The organism is Amycolatopsis sp. NPDC034160, assembly GCF_055575355.1.
This window is the reverse complement of sequence record NZ_JBVISU010000008.1, coordinates 94,276-114,051: the sequence shown is the minus strand read 5'-3', so window position 1 is coordinate 114,051 and position 19,776 is coordinate 94,276. Positions and strand designations below refer to the sequence as shown.

Annotated in this window: 20 protein-coding genes; 9 read left to right on the top strand and 11 right to left on the bottom strand. The window is 69.0% G+C overall.

Going from position 1 to position 19,776, the window contains the following annotated elements:
- Nucleotides 1–32 precede the first annotated feature (32 nt).
- The 3 genes from ACZ54P_RS18395 (at nucleotide 33) to ACZ54P_RS18385 (ending at nucleotide 2,468) form a co-directional block, all read left to right on the top strand.
- The gene (locus ACZ54P_RS18395) at nucleotides 33–1,073 is read left to right on the top strand and encodes an LLM class F420-dependent oxidoreductase (RefSeq protein WP_465462742.1); all 1,041 of its coding nucleotides are present in this window, start codon (nucleotides 33–35) and stop codon (nucleotides 1,071–1,073) included.
- A 222-nt stretch (nucleotides 1,074–1,295) separates the two neighbouring features.
- Complete coding sequence (locus ACZ54P_RS18390; protein WP_465462741.1) at nucleotides 1,296–2,252, top strand: Ppx/GppA phosphatase family protein; 957 nt, start codon at nucleotides 1,296–1,298, stop codon at nucleotides 2,250–2,252.
- A 39-nt stretch (nucleotides 2,253–2,291) separates the two neighbouring features.
- A complete protein-coding gene (locus tag ACZ54P_RS18385; protein ID WP_465462740.1) occupies nucleotides 2,292–2,468 on the top strand; it encodes a hypothetical protein in 177 nt (58 codons plus the stop codon).
- Between the two features lie 4 nt (nucleotides 2,469–2,472).
- Here the strand turns inward: ACZ54P_RS18385 and ACZ54P_RS18380 are convergent, their stop codons facing one another.
- From ACZ54P_RS18380 to ACZ54P_RS18370, 3 genes are read right to left on the bottom strand one after another with little or no spacing between them, the layout of a single operon-like run.
- Nucleotides 2,473–4,773 (bottom strand): glycoside hydrolase family 65 protein, encoded by a 2,301-nt coding sequence (locus tag ACZ54P_RS18380; RefSeq protein ID WP_465462902.1) that lies wholly within the window; start codon nucleotides 4,771–4,773, stop codon nucleotides 2,473–2,475.
- A gap of 56 nt (nucleotides 4,774–4,829) precedes the next feature.
- Nucleotides 4,830–5,564, bottom strand: coding sequence for an HAD family hydrolase (locus ACZ54P_RS18375; RefSeq protein ID WP_465462739.1), 735 nt, complete (start codon nucleotides 5,562–5,564; stop codon nucleotides 4,830–4,832).
- A gap of 42 nt (nucleotides 5,565–5,606) precedes the next feature.
- A complete protein-coding gene (locus tag ACZ54P_RS18370) occupies nucleotides 5,607–6,176 on the bottom strand; it encodes a TetR/AcrR family transcriptional regulator (RefSeq protein ID WP_465462738.1) in 570 nt (189 codons plus the stop codon).
- A 72-nt stretch (nucleotides 6,177–6,248) separates the two neighbouring features.
- Here ACZ54P_RS18370 and ACZ54P_RS18365 point away from each other — a divergent pair, with 72 nt between their 5' ends.
- Nucleotides 6,249–6,755 carry a PaaI family thioesterase gene (locus tag ACZ54P_RS18365; RefSeq protein ID WP_465462737.1) on the top strand — a complete coding sequence of 169 codons (507 nt, stop codon included), beginning with the start codon at nucleotides 6,249–6,251 and terminating at the stop codon, nucleotides 6,753–6,755.
- Here ACZ54P_RS18365 and ACZ54P_RS18360 read toward each other — a convergent pair.
- From ACZ54P_RS18360 to ACZ54P_RS18350, 3 genes are all read right to left on the bottom strand, one after another.
- Nucleotides 6,752–7,105: a nuclear transport factor 2 family protein gene (locus ACZ54P_RS18360; protein WP_465462736.1), complete on the bottom strand. Its 354-nt coding sequence runs from the start codon at nucleotides 7,103–7,105 to the stop codon at nucleotides 6,752–6,754. The genes ACZ54P_RS18365 and ACZ54P_RS18360 overlap by 4 nt on opposite strands.
- 58 nt (nucleotides 7,106–7,163) lie before the next feature.
- On the bottom strand, nucleotides 7,164–8,366 hold the full coding sequence (locus ACZ54P_RS18355; RefSeq protein ID WP_465462735.1) for an ROK family transcriptional regulator: 1,203 nt from the start codon (nucleotides 8,364–8,366) through the stop codon (nucleotides 7,164–7,166).
- A gap of 232 nt (nucleotides 8,367–8,598) precedes the next feature.
- Complete coding sequence (locus ACZ54P_RS18350; protein WP_465462734.1) at nucleotides 8,599–9,327, bottom strand: zf-HC2 domain-containing protein; 729 nt, start codon at nucleotides 9,325–9,327, stop codon at nucleotides 8,599–8,601.
- Nucleotides 9,328–9,385: 58 nt separating this feature from the next.
- Between ACZ54P_RS18350 and sigC the strand changes: the two genes are divergently transcribed.
- The 5 genes from sigC (at nucleotide 9,386) to ACZ54P_RS18325 (ending at nucleotide 15,135) form a co-directional block, all read left to right on the top strand.
- Complete coding sequence (gene sigC, locus ACZ54P_RS18345; protein WP_465462733.1) at nucleotides 9,386–9,955, top strand: RNA polymerase sigma factor SigC; 570 nt, start codon at nucleotides 9,386–9,388, stop codon at nucleotides 9,953–9,955.
- A 247-nt stretch (nucleotides 9,956–10,202) separates the two neighbouring features.
- Entirely contained in the window at nucleotides 10,203–12,449 is a 2,247-nt protein-coding gene (locus tag ACZ54P_RS18340; RefSeq protein ID WP_465462732.1) for a xanthine dehydrogenase family protein molybdopterin-binding subunit, read from the top strand.
- A gap of 26 nt (nucleotides 12,450–12,475) precedes the next feature.
- Nucleotides 12,476–12,931, top strand: coding sequence for a (2Fe-2S)-binding protein (locus ACZ54P_RS18335; RefSeq protein ID WP_465462731.1), 456 nt, complete (start codon nucleotides 12,476–12,478; stop codon nucleotides 12,929–12,931).
- Nucleotides 12,932–13,071: 140 nt separating this feature from the next.
- Nucleotides 13,072–14,313: a PucR family transcriptional regulator gene (locus ACZ54P_RS18330; RefSeq protein WP_465462730.1), complete on the top strand. Its 1,242-nt coding sequence runs from the start codon at nucleotides 13,072–13,074 to the stop codon at nucleotides 14,311–14,313.
- A gap of 9 nt (nucleotides 14,314–14,322) precedes the next feature.
- Entirely contained in the window at nucleotides 14,323–15,135 is an 813-nt protein-coding gene (locus tag ACZ54P_RS18325; RefSeq protein WP_465462729.1) for an aldo/keto reductase, read from the top strand.
- Nucleotides 15,136–15,169: 34 nt separating this feature from the next.
- On the opposite strand, the gene ACZ54P_RS18320 is transcribed toward ACZ54P_RS18325, so the two are convergent.
- From ACZ54P_RS18320 to ACZ54P_RS18300, 5 genes are all read right to left on the bottom strand, one after another.
- Nucleotides 15,170–16,063 (bottom strand): TIGR03564 family F420-dependent LLM class oxidoreductase, encoded by an 894-nt coding sequence (locus ACZ54P_RS18320; protein WP_465462728.1) that lies wholly within the window; start codon nucleotides 16,061–16,063, stop codon nucleotides 15,170–15,172.
- A gap of 12 nt (nucleotides 16,064–16,075) precedes the next feature.
- A complete protein-coding gene (locus ACZ54P_RS18315; RefSeq protein WP_465462727.1) occupies nucleotides 16,076–16,750 on the bottom strand; it encodes a TetR/AcrR family transcriptional regulator in 675 nt (224 codons plus the stop codon).
- A gap of 165 nt (nucleotides 16,751–16,915) precedes the next feature.
- Nucleotides 16,916–17,674 carry a class I SAM-dependent methyltransferase gene (locus ACZ54P_RS18310; protein ID WP_465462726.1) on the bottom strand — a complete coding sequence of 253 codons (759 nt, stop codon included), beginning with the start codon at nucleotides 17,672–17,674 and terminating at the stop codon, nucleotides 16,916–16,918.
- 52 nt (nucleotides 17,675–17,726) lie between these two features.
- On the bottom strand, nucleotides 17,727–18,758 hold the full coding sequence (gene mgrA, locus ACZ54P_RS18305) for an L-glyceraldehyde 3-phosphate reductase (RefSeq protein ID WP_465462725.1): 1,032 nt from the start codon (nucleotides 18,756–18,758) through the stop codon (nucleotides 17,727–17,729).
- A complete protein-coding gene (locus ACZ54P_RS18300) occupies nucleotides 18,755–19,726 on the bottom strand; it encodes a helix-turn-helix transcriptional regulator (RefSeq protein WP_465462724.1) in 972 nt (323 codons plus the stop codon). Before ACZ54P_RS18300 ends, mgrA begins: the two co-directional genes overlap by 4 nt.
- Nucleotides 19,727–19,776 lie beyond the last annotated feature (50 nt).

The following is a 19,776-nucleotide window of genomic DNA, read 5'->3' as shown; positions in this document are numbered from 1 at the left end:
AGCGAACGCTCAGTAACTTGTGAGGAGTTCGGATGAGGATCGGGACCGCGATCAGCTACGCCGGTGGTTTCGCCGACAGCGTGGCGGACATCGTCGAGCTGGAGAAGGCCGGACTGGACATCGTCTTCGTCCCCGAGGCCTACTCCTTCGACGCGGTCAGCCAGCTCGGCTACGTCGCGGCGAAGACCGAGCGGGTCCAGATCGCCTCCGGGATCTTCCAGATCTACACGCGGACGCCGACGCTGACCGCGATGACCGCCGCCGGGCTCGACTTCGTCTCCGACGGCCGGTTCACCCTCGGCATCGGCGCGTCGGGTCCGCAGGTCATCGAGGGTTTCCACGGCGTGAAGTACGACGCGCCGCTCGGTCGGACCCGCGAGATCATCGACATCTGCCGTCAGGTGTGGCGGCGGGAGAAGGTGGTGCACTCCGGCACGCACTACTCGATCCCGCTGCCACCCGAGCAGGGCACCGGCCTCGGCAAGCCGCTGAAGCTGATCAATCACCCGGTGCGGGAGCGGATTCCGATCCTGCTCGCCTCGATCGGCCCGAAGAACGTCGCGCTCACCGCCGAACTCGCCGAGGGCTGGGAGCCGATCTTCTTCCACCCCGAGAAGGCCGCCGACGTCTGGGGCGCGTCGCTGGCCGAGGGCAAGGCGAAGCGCGACCCGTCGTTGGGTGAGCTGGACACCTTCGTCGGGACGGCGCTGGCGATCGGTGACGACGTCGACGGGCTGCTGGACCACCTGCGCGGCATGCTGGCGCTCTACATCGGCGGGATGGGCGCGCGCGGCAAGAACTTCTACAACAGCCTCGCGCAGCGCTACGGCTATGAGGCCGAAGCGAAGCTCATCCAGGACCTGTACCTGGACGGGAAGAAGGACGAGGCCGCCGCGGCGGTGCCGAAGGAGCTGATCAGGGCGATCTCGCTGATCGGTCCCGAGGGCTACGTCAAGGAGCGGCTCGCCGCGTTCCGGGAGGCCGGTGCGACGACGCTGGTGGTCAACCCGCTGCTTCCCGGCCGGGAAGCCCGCGTCGCCCAGGTGTCGAAGTTGCGCGAACTCGTCGGCTAGTTCGTTCGAAGTTTTCCGACGCACTGAGGGAGTCGAAGCTCTCACCTGTATCGATACGGTATCCTCGACCTGCGCCGTCGTATCCCCGCCGTGGTCAAAAAGCGGCATCGCGGTGAGAAGAGAACGTAAAGCACGCCTGAACGGCAGGAAAATGGGCCATTATCAGGAGTGAAAGCGAGAGCTCTGGGGAATACGTTCGCGACGAAGGTGAGGTGTCCTCGCGTGCGCGGAAAGATCGGGGAACCGGCCGCCGCCGTCCTGGACGTCGGGTCGTTCAGTGCTCGGCTGGTCGTGCTGGCCAAGGGTGGGACACCGCTCGATCCGGTGCTGAGCCATCAGACGCGCCTTCGGCTCGACCGGGAACTGGACGACGACGGCAAGCTGACCCGGCGCGGCATCGACGCGGTTTCGTCCGCCGTCGAGGCAGGCGTGACCATGGCGGCCAGGCACGGCGTCGAGAACGTGTACCCGCTCGCGACCTCGTCGATCCGCGACGCCACCAACGTGAAACAGGTCGTCGGTGACGTGGCCAAGGCCACCGGCGTCAAACTGCGGTTCCTCACCGGCCGCCGCGAGGCGGAACTGGCCTACGTCGGCGCACGCCGGTGGTACGGCGCTTCCGCGGGCGGCTTGCTGGTGCTCGACATCGGCGGCGGGACCGTCGAACTCGCCGCGGGCAACGCGGAGGAGGCCGGGTTCGCGCATTCGCTGCCGCTCGGTGCCCGCTCGCTGACGCGCGACTGGATGTCCACCGAATGCCCGTCGCCCAAGGTCGTCCGGGCCATGCGCGACCACGTCCTCGACGAGGTCCGCGACGCGATGCGGGACGTGCTGCCGGAGATCCGCGATCACCGCGCCGTCGGCTGCTCCAAGGTGCTGCGGCAACTCGCCAGGCTCGCGGGCGACCGGCCGTCCCGCTCCCGGGAACTGCACCTCGACGACCTCCGCGCGTGGATCCCGAGGCTCGCGAAGCTGCCGGCGAAACGTCGCGCCGAACTGCCGGGCATCTCACGGCAGCGCTCCCACCAGGCGCTGGCCGGCGCGATCGTCGCGGAGGCGTTGCTGATCCTGGCCGGCGGCCAGGTCGCCATCTGCCCGTGGTCGACCAGGGACGGCCTGCTGCTCACCATGCTCGACGGCCTGGTCGGTCTCGACGGCAAGCCGGCGAAAGCCGCCTGAAAACTGGCGTTTCCGGCCGCGAGCGGGTACGCCGGACACATGAGGGAAAGCAAGAAGGACTTCGGGCAAGACGAAGAAGAACTCGACGACCTTCGCAAGGTCCAGCCGAAGACCGACGTGCCGAGCGCGCCCAACCGCGACATCGGCCCGCACGGGACCGAGGACGTCGACGGTGTTCCGGGCAGCGGTGAGGTGCCGGTCGAGCCCCCGGACTGAGCGATCACCCGTGTTTCGGCTGCCGCCGCACCGGAGCACGGCCCGCAGGCTGCACCGGCGCCGGGCCGGGGTCGATCGGCGGGATCGGCAGCCGCACCGGTTCCGCGGTGACGGTGAACGTCTCGCCGTGGTGCACCAGTTCCACCGACTCCCCGGTGATCACGTGGTACGTCGCGCCTTCGCCGTCGATCTCGACCTGGAACCGGGTGCCGCGGAAGGTCAGCCGGAACGCGATCCGCCGCAGCTGCGGCGGCAGGCGCGGAGCGAAGGTCAGCCGCCCGCCGTGGTCGCGCAGCCCGCCGAACCCGGCGACCGTGCCTTGCCACGCGCCCGCCAGCGACGCCATGTGCAGACCGTTGCGGACGTTGTTGTGCACGTCGTGCAGATCGGTGAGCGCGGCTTCGGCGAGATAGTCGTACGCCAGTTCGAGATGCCCGACCTCGGCCGCGATCACGGCCTGCGTCCCCGCCGACAGCGAGGAATCCCGCACCGTCCGCGCCTCGTAGTAGGCGAAGTCGCGCGCTTTCTCCTCCGGGGTGAAGGAATCCCCGCAGAGATGCAGCGCGAGCACCAGGTCCGCCTGTTTGACCACCTGTTTGCGGTAAAGGTCGAAGTACGGGAAGTTCAGCAGCAGCGGGTAGAAATCCGGGTCGGTGGCCTCGAAGTCCCACTCGTCGTGCTCCAGGAAGCCTTCGGATTGCGGATGGACGCCGAGGTCCTCGTCGTAGGGGATCAGCATCGCCTCGGCCGCCTCGCGCCACAACGCGACTTCGTCCGCCTCGACCCCGAACGCTTCGGCCACGTCCTTGTGCTGTTCGCAGATTTCGGCGGCGTAGAACAGGTTCCGTCGCGCCATCAGGTTCGTGTAGACGTTGTTGTCCGCCACCGCGGAGTACTCGTCCGGCCCGGTGACGCCGTCGATCCGGAACCGGCCCCGGCGGTCGAAATGCCCCAGCGACAACCACATCCGCGCGGTTTCGAGGAGCAGTTCTGCACCCTCGGTCCGCATGAATTCGTCGTCGCCGGTGGCGTTGAGATAGCGCACGACGGCGTCGGCGATGTCGGCGCTGACGTGGAACGCCGCCGTTCCCGCCGGCCAGTAGGCCGAACATTCCGCACCGTTGATGGACCGCCAGGGGAACGCCGCGCCGCGCAAGCCCAGCTGCACCGCCCTTTCCCTGGCTTTGTCCAAAGTGGAATGGCGCCAGCGCAGCGCGTCGCGCGCGGCGTCCGGAATGCTGTAGGTGAGGACCGGCAGGACGAAGGTCTCGGTGTCCCAAAACGCGTGTCCGTCGTAGCCAGGGCCGGTCAAACCCTTGCCCGCCAAGGCCCTCGTCTCACCCCGGGCACCCGCCTGCAAGAGATGGAAGAGCGCGAACCGTACCGCCTGCTGCAGTTCCGGGTCGCCATCGATCTCGATGTCCGAGGTCCCCCAGAAGTCGTCGAGGAACGCCTTCTGCTCGGCGAGCAGACCCTTCCAGCCGGTTTGCCGCGCACCCGCCAGCGCGGCCTCGACCTGTGCGCGCACGGCGGGCAGCGAACGCTGCGCGGACCAGCCGTAGGCCAGGTACTTGGTGATCCGCAGCCGTCCGCCCTTCGGCACGTCGACGGCGACGGTGAGCCGCGCGAGGTCGTCTTCGGCCTGGATGTGCGTGCGGACGCCGTCGGTGACGTCGATCTTGTGGTCCATGGCCGCGGCCATCCGCAGCCCGGACTGGCGGGTCTGGTGCACCAGCACCGCGCGATAGGCCTCGGCGTGGTGGAACTCCGCGACCAGCGGGGACTCCAGCGCCGCCGCGACCCGCGGATCACGCGTGTCGGACTCGATCGGCTCGTTGGCCAGCAGATCCGACTGCACCACCAGCTGGAGCTCGTCGTCGAGCGGTTCGACCTCGTACCGGATCGCGGCGACGGCACGCTGGGTGAAGGAGACCAGGCGTTCGGTCTTCACCCGCACGCGGCGCCCGGTCGGCGAGGACCACACCGTGTCGCGCGCGAGCGTGCCCTTGCGGAAGTCGAGCACGCGGTCGTGGTCGGTCGCCTGGCCGTACCGCATGTCGAGCGGTTCGTCCTCGACCAGCAACCGGATGATCTTGCCGTCCGTCACGTTGACGACGGTCTGTCCTTCTTCCGGGTAACCGTAACCGGTTTCCGCGTAGGGAAGATCGTGCTGCTCGTAGAACCCGTTGAGATAGGTACCCGGCAGACCGCGGGGTTCGGCTTCCTCCAGTGTCCCGCGCAGGCCGATGTGCCCGTTGGACAACGCGAACGCCGATTCGGTGCGCTGCAAGGCGTCGACGTCCATGCCGCGCCAGCGCAGCTCCCAGGGCGCCACCTCGTAGCCGTGGAAAAGCGGGTCGGTCACTTCTCGTCCTCCAGCAGTTCGGCGAGGTCGTCCACCACGACGTCGGCACCGTGAGCGAGCAGCTCGCCCGCTTGGTGCGCGCGATTCACCCCGACCACGTAGCCGAATCGGCCTTCCTTACCGGCCTGTACCCCCGCGAGCGCGTCCTCGAACACGGCCGCGTGCTCCGGGGGGACGCCGAAGGCCTCGGCGCCGGCGAGGAACGAGTCGGGGGCGGGTTTGCCGCGAAGACCCTTTTCGGCGAGCACGATCCCGTCGATCCGCGCTTCGACGAACCTGGTCAGGTCGGCGGCGTCGAGCACCTTCGCGCCGTTGGCCGACGAGGTGACCACGCCGATGCGCAATCCTGCCGCCTTCGCCGCCTCCAGATACCGCACGGAGCCCGGATACGGCGTGACGCCTTCTTCGTCGATGATCTTCAGGACCAGTTCGTTCTTGCGGTTGCCGACGCCGTTGACGGTCGCGGCGTCGATGTCGTCGTCGGGAGTCCCCTCGGGTAGTTCGATCCCCCGCGAAGTGAGGAAGGTTCGGACGCCGTCGGCCCTCGGCCTTCCGTCGACGTAAGAGGCGTAGTCGGCGTCGGTGAACGGGGAGAACGCGTCACCGTCGCGGGTGCGCAGGAATTCGTCGAACGTGCGTTTCCACGCTTCGCGGTGCTGGGCCGCGGTTCCGGTCAGCACGCCGTCGAGGTCGAAGAGACAGGCCGTGATGGTGTCGGGCAGACCGATCATGCCTCCGAACGCTACCCGCGCTCGCCGGTACGCGCTCGGCTCTCAGCCGGCGCGGACCACGAGCGCGACGTGTCGCGCGGCCCGGGCAAGCGGATCGGGCGACTGGCGGACCCGGCTGACCAGCAAGGCGCCTTCGAGGTTGGTCACGATGGCCGTCGCGAGGTCCTCGGCCTTGTCACCTTCGACACCGTGGGCGCCGAGCAAGTCGACCAGCAGTGTGTGCCAGGCGGCGAAGGCGTCTTCGCACGCTTTGGTGATCGCGGAGGAGGCGTGTGCCATCTCCAGTGTGATCGTGGCGAGCGGGCAGCCGCCGCGGTAGCCGTCGGCGGCCAGCGCCTCGCCCGCCTTGCGGTACCACCAGCTCACGGCGTCCTCGATGGTCTCGTTGCGCTCGAAAGCGCGGCGGACCGTCTTCGCCACGACGGTGGTGCCGAGTTCGATCGCGGCGATCGCGAGCTGTTCCTTGCCGCCGGGGAAGTGGTGGTAGGCCGAGCCCCACGGCGTCCCGGCCTGCTCGACCAGCCGCCGCCACGAAGTCGCCTGGTAGCCCTCGCGACGGAAAAGCGTCATCGCGGTCGAAATCATCCGCTCACGGGTGGTGGCCTCGGACACGTCTCCGAGCATAGCCCTTGACTAGGACGATCGTCTTGGGAAACGCTAGGACGACCGTCTTAGGAGGCAGTCATGACCCTCGATGTCACCGGCCAGACCAGGCAGAAGACCGTGACCTGGCAGGATCCGTTGCCCACCGCCCGGCTCGGCCGCGAACTGTCCGGGTTGGACTACCTGACCGGTATCGCCGAGGGCCGCATCCCGCCGCCGCCGATCTCGGCGCATTTCGGGATGCGCTGGGTGAGCGTGGCCCAGGGCGACGTCGTGCTCGCCGCGACCCCTGACGAGTCGCTGTACAACCCGATCGGCACAGTGCACGGCGGCGTCGCGGCGACCCTGCTGGATTCGGCGGTGGCGTGCGCGGTCCATTCGACCTTGCCCGTCGGGGTCGGTTACACCTCGGTCGAGTTGAAGGTGAACTACCTGCGCGCCATTTCCGGTTCGGTGGGGGAGATCCGCGCGCACGGCTGGATCGTGAAGGCCGGTTCGCGGGTGGCGTTCGCCGAGGGGGACATCCGGGACGCGGAGGGCAAGGTGCTCGCGACCGCGTCGAGCACCTGCCTGATCATCGCGCCCTAGAACATTTCGGTGCCGGGCGGAACCGGCTGTTTGACGTCCCAGTGCTCCACGATGAGCCCGTCTTCCACCCGCACGATGTCGACGACCGCCACTCCGACTTCTTCGCCCGGAGCGACCACGTGCAGGTGCACGACGACGTGATCCTCGTCGGCGATCACGCGTTTCACGGAGACGTCGGCGCCGGTCATCGGCGAATTCCGCATCGCTTCGACGAAAGCGTCACGGCCGGAGGGGAAACCAGGGCTGTGCGTGACGAAATCCGGGTGCACGTTCGCGCCCGCGGCGGCGAAGTCCTTGCGCACGAACAGGTTCTCGAAGCAGTCGACGACGATCTTCTTGGCTGTGGTCATGCGGACATCGTTTCGCTTGCCCGCGCCGCCGTCGACTACCGCGGAGGTAATGCCCGGCCTAGGCCGCGCCGACCTTCCGTTCGAAGACCAGGCCTTCGGCGGCGCGGAGGCCGACGCTGATGGCACCGGTCAGCACGCCGTCGTCGCCCAGTTCGCCCTGGACGACCGCCGGGACGAGCGGGGTGAACGAACGCAGCGCGCGGTCGATCGGGTCGAGCAGCAGATCGGCCGCGGTGCCGATGCCGCCGCCGAGCACGATCAGTTCGGGGTCGATCACCGCGGCCACCGACGCGACCGTGTACGCGAGCCTGTCCGCTTCGGCCTCGACGGCACGCAAGGCGAGTTCGTCACCGTCGCGGGCCAGCCGGAAGACCTCGCGGGCCGATTTCGCCGTGCCGAGGCCGAGTTCGCGGGCGCCGCGGACCACGGACTGCGCCGCCGTCGCCTCTTCGAGATGACCGCGGACCGGCGGCGCGTCCTCGCCTTCACCCGCCGCGTGTGACTGGCCGTAGGGCAGGTAGCCGATTTCACCTGCCGCGCCCGTCGCGCCGCGGAAGACCTCGCCGTTGACCATCACGCCCATGCCGACCCCGGTGCCGATGGTGATGCAGCCGAACACGGACGCGCCGCGCGCGGCACCACGTTCCCATTCGCCGACGGCGGTGAGGTTCGCGTCGTTCTCCACCATGAGATCCGGGCCGAGAACGCCTTCGAGTTCGTCGAGCAGGCCTGCCTTGCCCCAGCCGGGCAGGTTCGGCGCGTGCCGGAAGCAGCGTTTGGCCGGGTCGGCGACCCCGGGCGAGCCGAGAACGCGCACGATGATGTCCGCCTGGCTCAGTCCCGCTTCGCGCACTGTCGCCGCCGCCAGCGCGCCCACGGCGCTGACGAGCGCGGTACCGGAACGAGAGGTGTTCCGCTCGTCACGACGAGCGACGATGGTGTGGCCGAGGTCCGAGACGGCGACGCGGAGGTGCTCGCGTCCGATGTCGACACCGAGGACGTACCCGGCCGTGGGATCCGCCTCGTAGAGCACGGCGGACCGGCCGGTGCCGGTCGAGGTGTGCCCGGTCGCCCTGGCGAGACCGGCCGCTTCGAGGGCCAGCAACGCTTGGCTCACCGTGGGTTTCGAAAGGCCGGTGTCCTTCGCCACTTGCGGCCGGGTGGCGGGGCCGCTGCGGCGCAGGAGGTCCAGCACGGCGCGCTGATTGATCTTCCGCATCCCGGCGGGGGTGCCGACGGGCGGATTTTCTGCGCCAACCACGAGCTTCGCCTCCTGTCGAACCAAGGTGTTCCCACCAAAGTTATCCGGGTCCGGCCCGTGATGGGCAAGAAGGTTTACATTCGGTGGTTCTCGGCGACGATAAACGGATCCGGGCCGCGAAGCGCGCACGCCGCGCGCGAAAAACCGGTGATTCACTCCGGTGTCCGGGCGCATGCTCCCAGTGACCGGTAATGGTCTAGACCAAAAGGCTCAGGTTTCGTACAGGTTCCGGTCAGGCGACGTGACGGCTCGCCGGGCGCCGGAATCCCTTGTGCTGGCGAGGGCGGTCGGGGCCTTCGCCGGTTTCGTGGCCGGTTTCCGCGGTGAAGGAGCCGGGATTGTCGGCCGTCGTCGCCGGGCTCGGGAGGTTGCGCAGGCGGTGCTGACGGTGCACCACGAACAACAGGAACAGGCCGAGGACGACCAGCCCGTGGGTGAGCACCCGGCCGGCGGTGACCTGCCCCGAGACGAGGTCGCCCGCCGACAACGCCAGGAGCAGGGTGACGAACCCGGTCAGCGCCGGCAGCTGCCCGGCCGCCGCCTTCGTCCGGACGGCCGCCCAGCCGAGTCCGACGCCGACGGCGAGGTTCCACGCGCTGCTCTCGTGCGAAAGGTGTCCGACCAGGGATTCCGCGCTGTGGCCCGCGGCATGGTCCTCGACGCCCAGCAGCTGGGCGAAGGCGAGGCCGAGCTGGGCGATCGCGACCAGGGCGAGCGCGATCCTGGCGGGCCAGCCATCGCTCGGCGGGGCGGGGGTGCGGTCCAGGATGACGGCGGTGAGGTCCGGGACCGGCGGCGCGGGCCGCAGCAGGATCGTCCGGTGCAGCCGCTCCGCGCGGGCGAGCCACGACCGGCAGGCGGCGCAGCCGGCCACATGCCGGTCGACCGCCTCGGAAGGGGCGGGTTCGGTTTCGCCGTCGAGCCGGGCCGACAGGGCCTCACGGCAGGTCTCGCACTTCACGTCTCACTTGTCGGGCGCGGGCCTGCCCCGGTTCCCGGCGCGCTGCTACGTTTCTCGTATGGCCGGGCCGCGCAACCACGACGACGAGCGGGTGACCGCGCTCGCGCTCGCCGCCGCCCGCGGTGACCGGCGGGCGCTCGAGGACTGGGTGCGGGCCACCCAGGCCGACGTCTGGCGCTTCGTCGCGCACCTCGCCGACGTCGGCGCCGCCGACGACCTCACCCAGGAGACGTACCTGCGCGCGTTCGGCAGCCTGCGCCGGTTCGCCGGCCGGTCCTCGTCGCGAACCTGGCTCCTGTCGATCGCCCGGCGCGTGGTCGTCGACCGCATCCGGGCGGCTTCGGCGCGCCCGAAGCTCGCCGACGTCGACTGGGAAGCCACCGCCGAGCGACGCGGGGCGCGTCAGGCGGAGGGCGTCGCGGGGTTCGAGGACCTCGTGGAGCTACGGATGCTGCTCGACGGTCTCGACCCGGAACGGCGTGAGGTCCTCGTCCTCACCCAGATCCTGGGGCTTTCCTACGCCGAAGCCGCCGAGATCTGCGGCTGCCCGGTCGGCACCGTGCGCTCGCGGATCGCGCGAGCCCGCGAAGACCTGCTCGAAGCGGGCCGGGAGCGCGACTCCATCTAGAACGCATTTAGTCCTCTGAATGCGGTAGTTCGCACTGCCAACTACCGCATTCAGAGGACTAAATGCGGAGTGTGGTGTGGCGCGGCACACATTCGAGGGCGTTCGCTGTCACCTCGTCACACAGATGAGCCGACCTGACTACTCCGCGTTGACTAGGCCGAATGCCACTGCCTAGCGTGTCGCCATCCGACCCCAGGCCGCGCGAAGGTCCCCGCCTTCTCCGCGCGCTCTCGAAGGGATCTTCCCGATGGCCAGTCCCACCACTGGAACCCACGGTGAGGCTCCGGATTCCGGCGGCCTCGGCCGTCGCCGGTTCCTGAGTTTCCTCGTCGCCGCCCCCACCCTCACGATCGCCACGAAGATCGGCATCGACGGCTTCGCCCCCGAAGAGGCCGAAGCCGTCATCCCCACCCTGCCCGGTCCGGCCGAGATCCTCGACCTCGGCGACGTCCTGATCCTCTCGAACGCGCCCACCGCCAACCTGCTCGTGCTCGAAGTCCGCGAAGACGGCGGCGTCCGGCTGGAACTGCCGCGGACCGAGGTCGGCCAGGGCATCACGACGGCGAACGCGATGCTGGTCGCCGAGGAGCTGGACCTGCCGCTCGACCGGGTCGACGTCGTGCTCTCCGACGCCCGTTCGGAACTGCTGTTCAACCAGCTGACCGGCGGTTCCAACACGATGCGCTCGCTGTACACCCCGGTGCGCACCGCCGCGGCCGCCGCCAGGGCCCGGCTGGTCGCGACCGCGGCGAGGCAGTGGGGCGTCAACGCCGAGCGTCTGTCCACAAGGGACGGTTCGGTGATCGCCGCGGACGGCAGGCGGCTGACCTACGGCGCGCTGTCCAAACCCGCCGCCCGCGCCGACCTCGGAAAGCTCACCGTGACCCCGAAGGCGGAGTCCGCGCACAGGCTGGTCGGCACGCCGCAGTCCCGCAAGGACGCCCGCGCGATGGTCACCGGGCAGCTGAAGTACACCCTCGACCTGGACATCCCCGGTGCGAAACCGGCGATGGTCCGCCGCCCGCCGACGATCAACGGCACGGTCGCGAAGGTCAACAACGAGGCGGCCGTGCGGGCGATGCCGGGCATCATCGACATCGCCGTCATCAAGACCGGTGTCGCGGTACTGGCGGAGACCTTCGGCCAGGCGCTCGACGGCAAGAACGCGCTCGATGTCACCTGGAACGCCGGCACCGTCGACGGCGAGAACAACGCGACGATCAAGAAGAAGCTGCAGGCCGCGGCGCTGCCGTTCGTCGTCCCGCCGCTGCTGACCCAGTACGTCGACGGTGAATTCGACTTCGCCTTCGCCAGCCACGCGCCGCTGGAGACCAACTCCGCGGTCGCGGACGTCCGCGAGGACAGCGCGACCATCTGGTCCGGCCTGAAGGTCCCGATCCTCGCGAAGCAGCACATCGCGCGGGAGCTCGGGCTGCCGGAGAACAAGGTCACCGTGCACGTCCAGCAGGCGGGCGGGTCGTTCGGGCGCCGGCTCTTCTCCGACGGCGCGATCGAGGCCGCACGCGCCTCCAAGGCGTTCAAGCGGCCGGTGCGGCTGATGTGGAGCCGCATCGACGACGTGCGCCACGGCCGCGCCCGCGCCGCCAGCCACCACAAGATCCGCGCCACCTTCGCGCTCGGCCAGGTGCTCACCTTCGAGCACCGGGTCGCCAGCGTGGAGACCGACTGGGGCCACGGCCTCGGCGAGATCCTCACGGCCTTCGCCGCGGAACTGCCGGTCGGCGGCAACCTGAGCTTCGCGCAGACGGTGTTCCTGCTGACGGTGAAGTCGCCGTACAACTTCGGCGTCACCACGCAGTTGCTCAACGAGGTTCCGGTGGACTTCCACACCGGCGCCTGGCGGTCGGTGTACTCGTCGAGCACCCGCGGCGCCGAAGAGATCATGGTCGACGAGATCGCCGCGAAGCTCGGCAAGGACCCGGTGGCGTTCCGGCGGGAGTTCATCAAGAACGAGCGGCAGCGCGCCGTACTGGACAAGGTCGCCGAACTCGGCGAGTGGGGCAAGAAGATGCCCAAGGGTTTCGCGCAGGGCGTCGCGGTGCACGGCGAGTACAAGTCGTACACCGCCTGCCTGGTCGAACTCGACGGCCGCGACCCGAAGAAGCCGCGTGTCACCAAGGCGACCATCGCCGTCGACGTCGGCAAGCCGATCAACCCCCGCGGGATCGAGGCGCAGATGCTCGGCGGCCTGACCGACGGTATCTCCACGACGCTGACCGCCGGGTTGCACATCGACAAGGGTCTGCCGCTGGAGGGCAGCTACTCGCAGTTCCACTACGCGCGGCAGAAGAACTCACCGACGGACGTCAAGGTGTTCGTCATGCCGGAGACGGGCGAGATCGGTGGCGCCGGCGAACTCGGCGTGCCCGCGCCGGTCGGCGCGATCGGATGCGCCTACGCGCGGGCCACCGGCATCAAACCGCGCAGCTTCCCGATCGACTTTCCGGTCGACTTCGAGCCCTTCCCCCGCTGATCTCCCTTCCCCGCCAAGGAGTTCCGATGCCCAACTACACCTTCACGGTGAATGGGAAGACCGTCACCGTCGACGCGCCCGCGGATCTGCCCATGCTGTGGGCGCTGCGCGACAAGCTCGGCGTCCGCGGCCCGAAGTACGGCTGCGGGATCAACGTCTGCAAGGCCTGCACCAGCCACCTCGACGGCGAAGCGTTCAACCCGTGCGTGACGCCGGTGTCCGACTGTTCGGGCAAGGAGGTCACCACCATCGAAGGCCTCGCCGACGGTGACGACCTGCACCCGGTGCAGGAAGCCTGGCTGGAGCAGGACGTCGCGCAGTGCGGCTACTGTCAGCCGGGGCAGATCATGGCCGCGGTGGCGTTGCTGAAGAAGACGAAGAACCCGACCGACGCCGACATCGACGCCATCCAGAACGTTTGCCGGTGCGGCACCTATTTCCGGATCCGTGAGGCCATCAAGAGCGCGGCCGCGAAAATGTGAAATCCCGCCGGTGCGGCGAAAACCCCATGCTTTCGCCGCACCGGCGGGGCCTTTCGCCTTCGACCGGCCACGTCCGGGAAAGTCGTGTTAGATGGCGTGCCCAGGGGCTCGACGAGGTGCCCCTGCCCCGGAGGACGTCCATGCACTATCGAACCGTGCTCCGCGGAGGCTCGGCCGCCGTCGTCGCCGAACTCGCCGTCGAGGTCGAGAAGCAGCTTCCCGGGCTCATCGACAGCACTGTCGAGCAGATCCGTGCCGAGATGCCGGTGTACCGCGACGCGCAGTTCGTCTCGCTCGCCGAGCTGCGGACGTCGGTCCGGAACAACCTCGAGTTCGTCATGCGGACCCTGCGCGGCACGGAGGAACCCGATCTCGCGCAGGCCAGGGCGACCGGGCGCGCGCGGGCGTTGCAGGGCGCGCCGTTGCCGGAACTGCTGCGGGCGTACCGAATCGGGCTCACCGAGGTGTGGAATCGGTTCGTCGAACTGACCGCTTCGGAAGAGCATCAAGACCTTCGCGGGCTCGTCGCCGCGACTTCGGCGATCTGGGCGCTGATCGACGACTACGCCGAGGCGTTGACGACGACCTACCGCGACACCACCGCCGAAGTCATGCTGGCGCACCAAAGCAGACGGTCGGCGTTGGTCGAAGCGCTGTTCGCCGGCGGCGCGGCCACCGAAGGCACGCTGTGGGACATCGCGCGCGTGCTCGAACTTTCGCTCGACGGGACCTACGTGGTCGTCGCCGCGGAAACCCCGCGCGTCGGGCACGAACCATTGCCTCAGATCGAAAACCGGCTCCGCGAACGCCGTCACGCGTCCGCGTGGCGGCTCACTCCGGACCTCCAGGTCGGTGTCGTGTCGATGCGGGATCCGTCGGCGTCCCAGGTGATCATCGAGCTGCTGCGGGAGAATTCGATCGGCCGGATCGGCGTCAGCCCGGTGTTCACCGGTCTCGGGAACACCTCCCGCGCGCTGCATCTGGCGCGGGTCGCGCTTTCCAGCATGACGCCGGGAACGGCGGGAATGGTGCAGTTCAACGAATCCCCGCTCGCGGGTCTGGTCGCCAGCGCGCCGGAGGCGTCGGTGCAGTTGGCGCATCACGTGTTGCGGCCGATCCTGGACCTGCCCGGCGACGACCGGAACGTCCTGCTGCTGACGTTGCGGGCCTGGTTCGAATGCCAGGGCTCCACGAAGCTGACGTCGGAGCGGATGTTCTGCCATCCCAATACGATTCGGCACCGCCTCAAGCGGATCACCGAGGAACTGGGCCGCTCGCTGACCGACCCGGCGGACATCGCCGAACTCGGCGCCGCCCTGCGCGCGCTGCACCTGTTCCCCGACACCACGCATCTGCCCTCACCGAGGGATCCGTTGCGCTAGGTTTCCGCCATGAACGAATTCGCCATCGGCGGGGATTTGCCCGTGCACCGTCTCGGGTTCGGCGCGATGCGGTTGCCGACCGAAGCCGGTCCTCCGCGGGAGGCGTCCATCGCCTTGGCGCGCAGGGCCGTGGAGCTGGGCATCACCCTGATCGACACCGCGCACATGTACGGCTGGGGAGCCAACGAGGAACTCCTCGCGGAAGCGCTGTACCCGTGCCCGGAAGATCTGGTGGTCACCACCAAGGTCGGCGTCGTGCGGGACGGTGACGACTGGAAGTACGACGCACGGCCGGACTCGCTGCGGGTGCAGGTCGACGAAGGCCTGCGGCGGCTGCGTGTCGAGCGGATCGAGCTGCTGCAACTGCACCGTCTCGATCCGGAGACCCCGCTGGCCGATCAGCTCGGCGCGCTGCGGGACCTGCGTGACGAGGGCAAGATCGGCCGGATCGGGCTGTCCGAGGTCACCGTCGACGAACTCGCGCGGGCACGGGAGATCGTGGACATCGCGAGCGTGCAGAACCGCTACAGCCTCTTGGACCGCTCGTACGAAGCGGTGCTGGACGCGTGCGAGGCGGCCGGGATCGCTTTTCTGCCTTGGCGTCCGGTGCTCGGTGCCGCGTCGGAGGCCACCGCCGGGATCGCCGCCGTCGCCGCGGAGCTGGGGGTGACCACGGCGCAGGTCGGGCTCGCGTGGCTGCTCGCGCGGTCGCCGGTGATCCTGCCGATTCCTGGGACGGCGAGCATCGCGCACCTGGAGGAGAACTTCGCCGCCTCCGAGGTCGAGTTGACGACTGAGCAACTGGAGCGCTTGGGCTCGTGAGTGGTCCCTCAAGGAGTCCTTGACGGACCAGCGGTCAGGCGGCGAAAAGCTCCCGGGTGCGCGCCTGCTCCTCGGGCGTCCCCACCGGCATCAGGAGCAGCTCCGTCGCACCCGCGTCTTCGAGTTCGCGAACCCGCGCCCGCACGTACTCCTCGTCGCCGGCCAGCACCGTCCCGCCCGGGCCGTCGACGCGGTCGCGGGTGAAGACCGCTTGGTACGCCGGGATGTTCGCGGCCACCCCGTAGTTCTCGGCGACCCAGTCCCGCGGCCCCTCCGGATGGTCGGTGACCGAGACCAGCTGCCCGGTGACGATCCGCGGTGCCGGTCGCCCGGCGTCGGACGCGGCCTTCGTCAGGGTCGGGACGATGTACTCCGCCAGAGAACGGGCGCCGGCCCAGGTGGACACGACGCCGTCGGCGTGCGTCCCGGTGACCTTCAGCGACAGCGGGCTCAACGCGCCGACCAGGACCGAGGGCGGTTCGGCGCCGGGTGCCTCGATCGTGCCGACGGCGGTCAGGGTCTCGCCGTGGACGTCGACCTTTTCGTGGTGCAGCAACGGCTTCAGCGCCTGGAGATATTCGCGCAGGTGCCGGACGGGGCGATCGAAAGAATAGCCGTACTGGTCTTCGATGATCGGCCGGTGGCTGAGCCCGACGCCGAGGGAGACGGGCGCGCCGGTGGCCGCTTGCAACGTCAAAGCCTGTGCCGCCAAGGAGATCGGGTGGCGCGGATAGGTCGGGATCACCGAAGTGCCCAGCGTGAGTGCGGGCGCGGCCGCACCCAGTGCGGTCAAGGCTGTCAGCGCGTCCCAGCCGCCGCGCTGCGCGAGCCAGATCGCGTCGTAGCCCAGTCGCGCGGCTTCCTTCGCTTGCGCGACGACGTCACCGAAGGGAACGCCGATTTCGTCGAGGAGGATTCCGGTCCGCATCCGCGGCTCCCGTCAGTAGGCGCGCCGGAGATTGGCGCGGTCGATTTCCGCGGTCGCGCGGAAGAGGGCGATGGCGCCCGGTGCCGCCGCGCGCACCTTCGCGGCGGGTGGAGTGGCCGTCGGCTGGAAGGCGCGGGCGACGGTGTCGGCCAGCAGTCCGGCCGCGGCTTCGGGATCCGCTGTCGCCGGGGCGAGCAGGAAACCGTGCAGGACGGCTTGATACGCCGTCGCCAGGTCTTCGACGGCGAGATCGGTACGGATCAGGCCGTGTTCGGCCTGAAGCCTCAGATAGTCCAGGAACGCCTCGTGGTGCCGGGGATCCTGGTTTTCGTGGAGCTTCGCCGCGAGCTTGCCCAGCACGCCGGAGTCCGCGAGGTAGGGCGCGTGGAGCAGGGGCCTGCGCACGACGTTGAGAAACTGGGTGCGTGTTATCCGGTGCAGCAGGGTGAGTTCGGGATCGTCTTCGATCGCCTGCGCCAGGTCCTCGATGGACCGGGCGGCCTCACGCAGCATCACCGCGAGGAACAGGTGTTCACGAGTCTTCCAGTGCAAGTACAGGGTTCCCTTGCCGACGCCGGCGTGCTCGGCGACGTCCTCCACGGTCACCCGACGGTAGCCGTGCCGCAGGAGGAGATCTGCGGCGGCGTCGAGGATGCGTTCGGCGCGCTCTCGCCGATCTTCGGTCACGGAACTAGTTTATGACTGAATATGAAATTTGGTCAATCCTTCGGCGAGGGAGTTCGCCATGCGACCACCCCCAGCAGCAGCCCGATCGCCAGGATCCGCGCCGCGGCAGCATGACTCCCCGGCCGGAGAGGGCCCATTCCACGCGCCGGGCGTGGCCGACGGCGATCACCCGAAGGTGTGGCCGGACTTGACGGCCTCCACCAGCACCCGCCGCGAGTGCGCGACGAACTTCCCGTCGGTCTCGATCATCCGATGGAGTTCCGCGAGCTTGTCGCGATGACCGTCCACGGTGAACCCCGGCACGATCCAGATCACCTTCCGCAGGAAGTGCACCACCGCGGCGAGGTCGAAGAACTCCATCCGCAGTTTCGCCGGTTCCAGCCGTTCTACCCGCAGCCCGACGGCCTCCGCCTCGACGCGGAGCACGTCGGGCGTCCAGTCGCCGTAGTCCTGCGGGCCGAGGAAGAACTCCTTCAGTTCACGGACGGTCCCGGCGCCGATCTGTTGCGACAGGAAGGTTCCACCCGGTCGCAGCACGCGCGCGATCTCCCGCCACGGATTCTCGATCGGATGGCGGCTGCTCACCAGATCGAAGGACTCGTCAGGGAAGGGCAAGGGCGCGTCGTACGCCGCTTCGACCACCTTGCCACCGAGTGGCGCGAGGGTCCGCCGGGCGACCTCGACGTTCGGCGGCCAGCCTTCGGTCGCGGCGAGGACCGGCGGCGGTTTCGGGATGCCCGCGAGCACCTCGCCGCCGCCGGTCTGCAGGTCGAGACCGGCCGAAGCCGCCGCCATCCGTTCGCCGAGCAGCCGTGAGTATCCCCACGGTGGCCGTTCCTCCGTGGCCCTGCCTTCGAACCACGAGAAGTCCCAGCCTTCGACCGGGACGGCCTCTCCTTCGGCGAGCAGCTCTTCGAACGTCATGTCCGCAGTCTCGGCTGTCGGGCCGGGTGGGGCAACGCGATTTCGGGTGGTCTCAGGCGTCGGTGGACCGCTTCCACAGGTTGATGTCGGCTTCGGTGGCGTAGCGGTCGATCTCGGCCAGTTCTTCGTTGGTGAAATGCAGGTTCTTCAGCGCGCCGACGTTGTCCTCCAGTTGCGCGACGCTGCTCGCGCCGATCAGCACCGACGTCATCCGCGGGTCGCGCAGGCCCCACGCGAGCGCGAGCTGCGCCAGCGTCTGCCCGCGCCGCTGAGCGATCTCGTTCAGCGCCCGGATCTTTCCGAGGGTGTTCTTGGTGATCGTGTCCGGGTTGAGCGATTTCCCTTGGGCCGCGCGGGAATTCTCCGGGATGCCGTTGAGGTAGCGGCTCGTGAGCATGCCCTGCGCCAGCGGCGAGAACGCGATGCAACCCGCGCCTTCGGCTTCGAGGGTGTCGAGCAGTTTGTCGCCTTCGAGCCACCGGTTGAACATCGAGTACGACGGCTGGTGGATCAGCAGCGGCGTGCCCAGTTCCCGCAGGAGCCGGGCGGCTTCGGCGGTCTTCTCCGACGAGTACGACGAGATGCCGACGTACAGCGCGCGTCCGGAGCGGACGGCGGTGTCGAGCGCGCCGACGGTCTCTTCGAGCGGCGTCTCCGGGTCGAAGCGGTGTGAGTAGAAGATGTCGACGTAGTCCAGGCCCAGCCGGCCGAGCGATTGGTCCAAAGAGGACAGCAGGTACTTGCGCGAGCCCCATTCGCCGTACGGGCCGGGCCACATGTCGTAGCCCGCCTTGGTCGAGATGACGAGTTCGTCTCGGTACGGCTTGAAGTCCGACGCCAGCAGCCTGCCGAAGTTCTCCTCGGCCGAGCCGTAAGGCGGCCCGTAGTTGTTGGCGAGGTCGAAATGGGTGATGCCCAGGTCGAACGCCCGCCGCGCGATGTCCCGCTGGGTGCCCAGCGGTTTGTCGTGCCCGAAGTTGTGCCACAGGCCCAGCGAGATCGCGGGCAACTTGAGGCCACTGCGCCCGGTGCGGCGGTACGGGATGCTCTCGTATCGGCCCTCGGCCGCGACATAGGTGCTCACGAGCCCGATGCTAGCTGTCCGGACGCGTGCGAGAAGAGCGCGGCGACCGAGCCCAGGTGATCTTTGAAGGCCGAAGGGCGCTCGACCTCGAAGGGCGCGCCGATGGCGGCGAGGATCAGCACGGGCCAGTCGAAGGTGTCGACGTTCATCGTGAGACGGCAGGACTTCTCGTCGAGGGCTTCGAGCGCGCCGCCGAGGTACCGCACCGCCGCCTCGACCTCGGCTTTCGGCGCGTCGACCCGGACCACCAACGTATGCGTGGTCGGCCTGGCCTTGATCTGCGCTTCGACGAACTTCACCGCGTCCCCGCCGGGGATCTCCCGCGGCCGGTAGCGGGCACCGGTGGTGCGTGGCTCACTGAGCCTGTCGACGCGGAAGGTGCGCCAGTCCACCCGGTCGAGGTCCCACGCCACCAGGTACCACCGGCGGCCGAGTGAGACGAGCCGGTGCGGTTCGACGAGCCGCGCGGACTCCTCACCACCGCGCGCCGCGTAGTCGAACTTCAGCCGCTCGTCGTCCCGGCAGGCCTGCGCGATCACCGTCAGGCTGGCCGCGCTGACGCGGGGACCCGTGACCGCAGCCGGCGTCGTGTACGCCTGGAGCGCGTCGACGCGCCTGCGCAGCCGGGGCGGCATCACCTGGACGACCTTCGTCAGCGCCCGGACCGAGGTCTCCTCGATGCCCTCGACCGAGCCGCTCGCCGCCGTCCGCAGGCCGACCGCGATCGCCACGGCTTCTTCGTCGTCCAGCAGCAGCGGCGGCATGACCGTGCCCGACCGCAGCTGATAGCCACCCGCGACGCCGCGGCTCGCGTTGACCGGATAGCCCAGCTCACGGAGCCGTTCGACGTCGCGTCTCAGCGTCCGTTCGCTCACTTCGAGCTTGTCGCTCAGTTCGGTTCCCGACCAGAAGCGGTGTGTCTGCAGCAGGGACAGCAGCCGCAGCATCCGCGCGCTCGTATTCGCCATGAATCCAGATTCGCTCCGATTCCGGTCAGAAAGTGGCCGGAATTGACTTT

What these genes read in the sequence shown, in the direction of transcription:
- ACZ54P_RS18325 (WP_465462729.1), top strand. Translation starts at nt 14,323, where the DNA reads ATGAACGAATTCGCCATCGGCGGGGATTTGCCCGTGCACCGTCTCGGG.
- ACZ54P_RS18360 (WP_465462736.1), bottom strand. Translation starts at nt 7,105, where the DNA reads ATGACCACAGCCAAGAAGATCGTCGTCGACTGCTTCGAGAACCTGTTC.
- ACZ54P_RS18375 (WP_465462739.1), bottom strand. Translation starts at nt 5,564, where the DNA reads ATGATCGGTCTGCCCGACACCATCACGGCCTGTCTCTTCGACCTCGAC.
- ACZ54P_RS18335 (WP_465462731.1), top strand. Translation starts at nt 12,476, where the DNA reads ATGCCCAACTACACCTTCACGGTGAATGGGAAGACCGTCACCGTCGAC.
- ACZ54P_RS18330 (WP_465462730.1), top strand. Translation starts at nt 13,072, where the DNA reads ATGCACTATCGAACCGTGCTCCGCGGAGGCTCGGCCGCCGTCGTCGCC.
- ACZ54P_RS18385 (WP_465462740.1), top strand. Translation starts at nt 2,292, where the DNA reads ATGAGGGAAAGCAAGAAGGACTTCGGGCAAGACGAAGAAGAACTCGAC.
- ACZ54P_RS18365 (WP_465462737.1), top strand. Translation starts at nt 6,249, where the DNA reads ATGACCCTCGATGTCACCGGCCAGACCAGGCAGAAGACCGTGACCTGG.
- ACZ54P_RS18310 (WP_465462726.1), bottom strand. Translation starts at nt 17,674, where the DNA reads ATGACGTTCGAAGAGCTGCTCGCCGAAGGAGAGGCCGTCCCGGTCGAA.
- ACZ54P_RS18320 (WP_465462728.1), bottom strand. Translation starts at nt 16,063, where the DNA reads ATGCGGACCGGAATCCTCCTCGACGAAATCGGCGTTCCCTTCGGTGAC.
- ACZ54P_RS18380 (WP_465462902.1), bottom strand. Translation starts at nt 4,773, where the DNA reads ATGGACGTCGACGCCTTGCAGCGCACCGAATCGGCGTTCGCGTTGTCC.
- ACZ54P_RS18340 (WP_465462732.1), top strand. Translation starts at nt 10,203, where the DNA reads ATGGCCAGTCCCACCACTGGAACCCACGGTGAGGCTCCGGATTCCGGC.
- ACZ54P_RS18395 (WP_465462742.1), top strand. Translation starts at nt 33, where the DNA reads ATGAGGATCGGGACCGCGATCAGCTACGCCGGTGGTTTCGCCGACAGC.
- ACZ54P_RS18300 (WP_465462724.1), bottom strand. Translation starts at nt 19,726, where the DNA reads ATGGCGAATACGAGCGCGCGGATGCTGCGGCTGCTGTCCCTGCTGCAG.
- sigC (WP_465462733.1), top strand. Translation starts at nt 9,386, where the DNA reads ATGGCCGGGCCGCGCAACCACGACGACGAGCGGGTGACCGCGCTCGCG.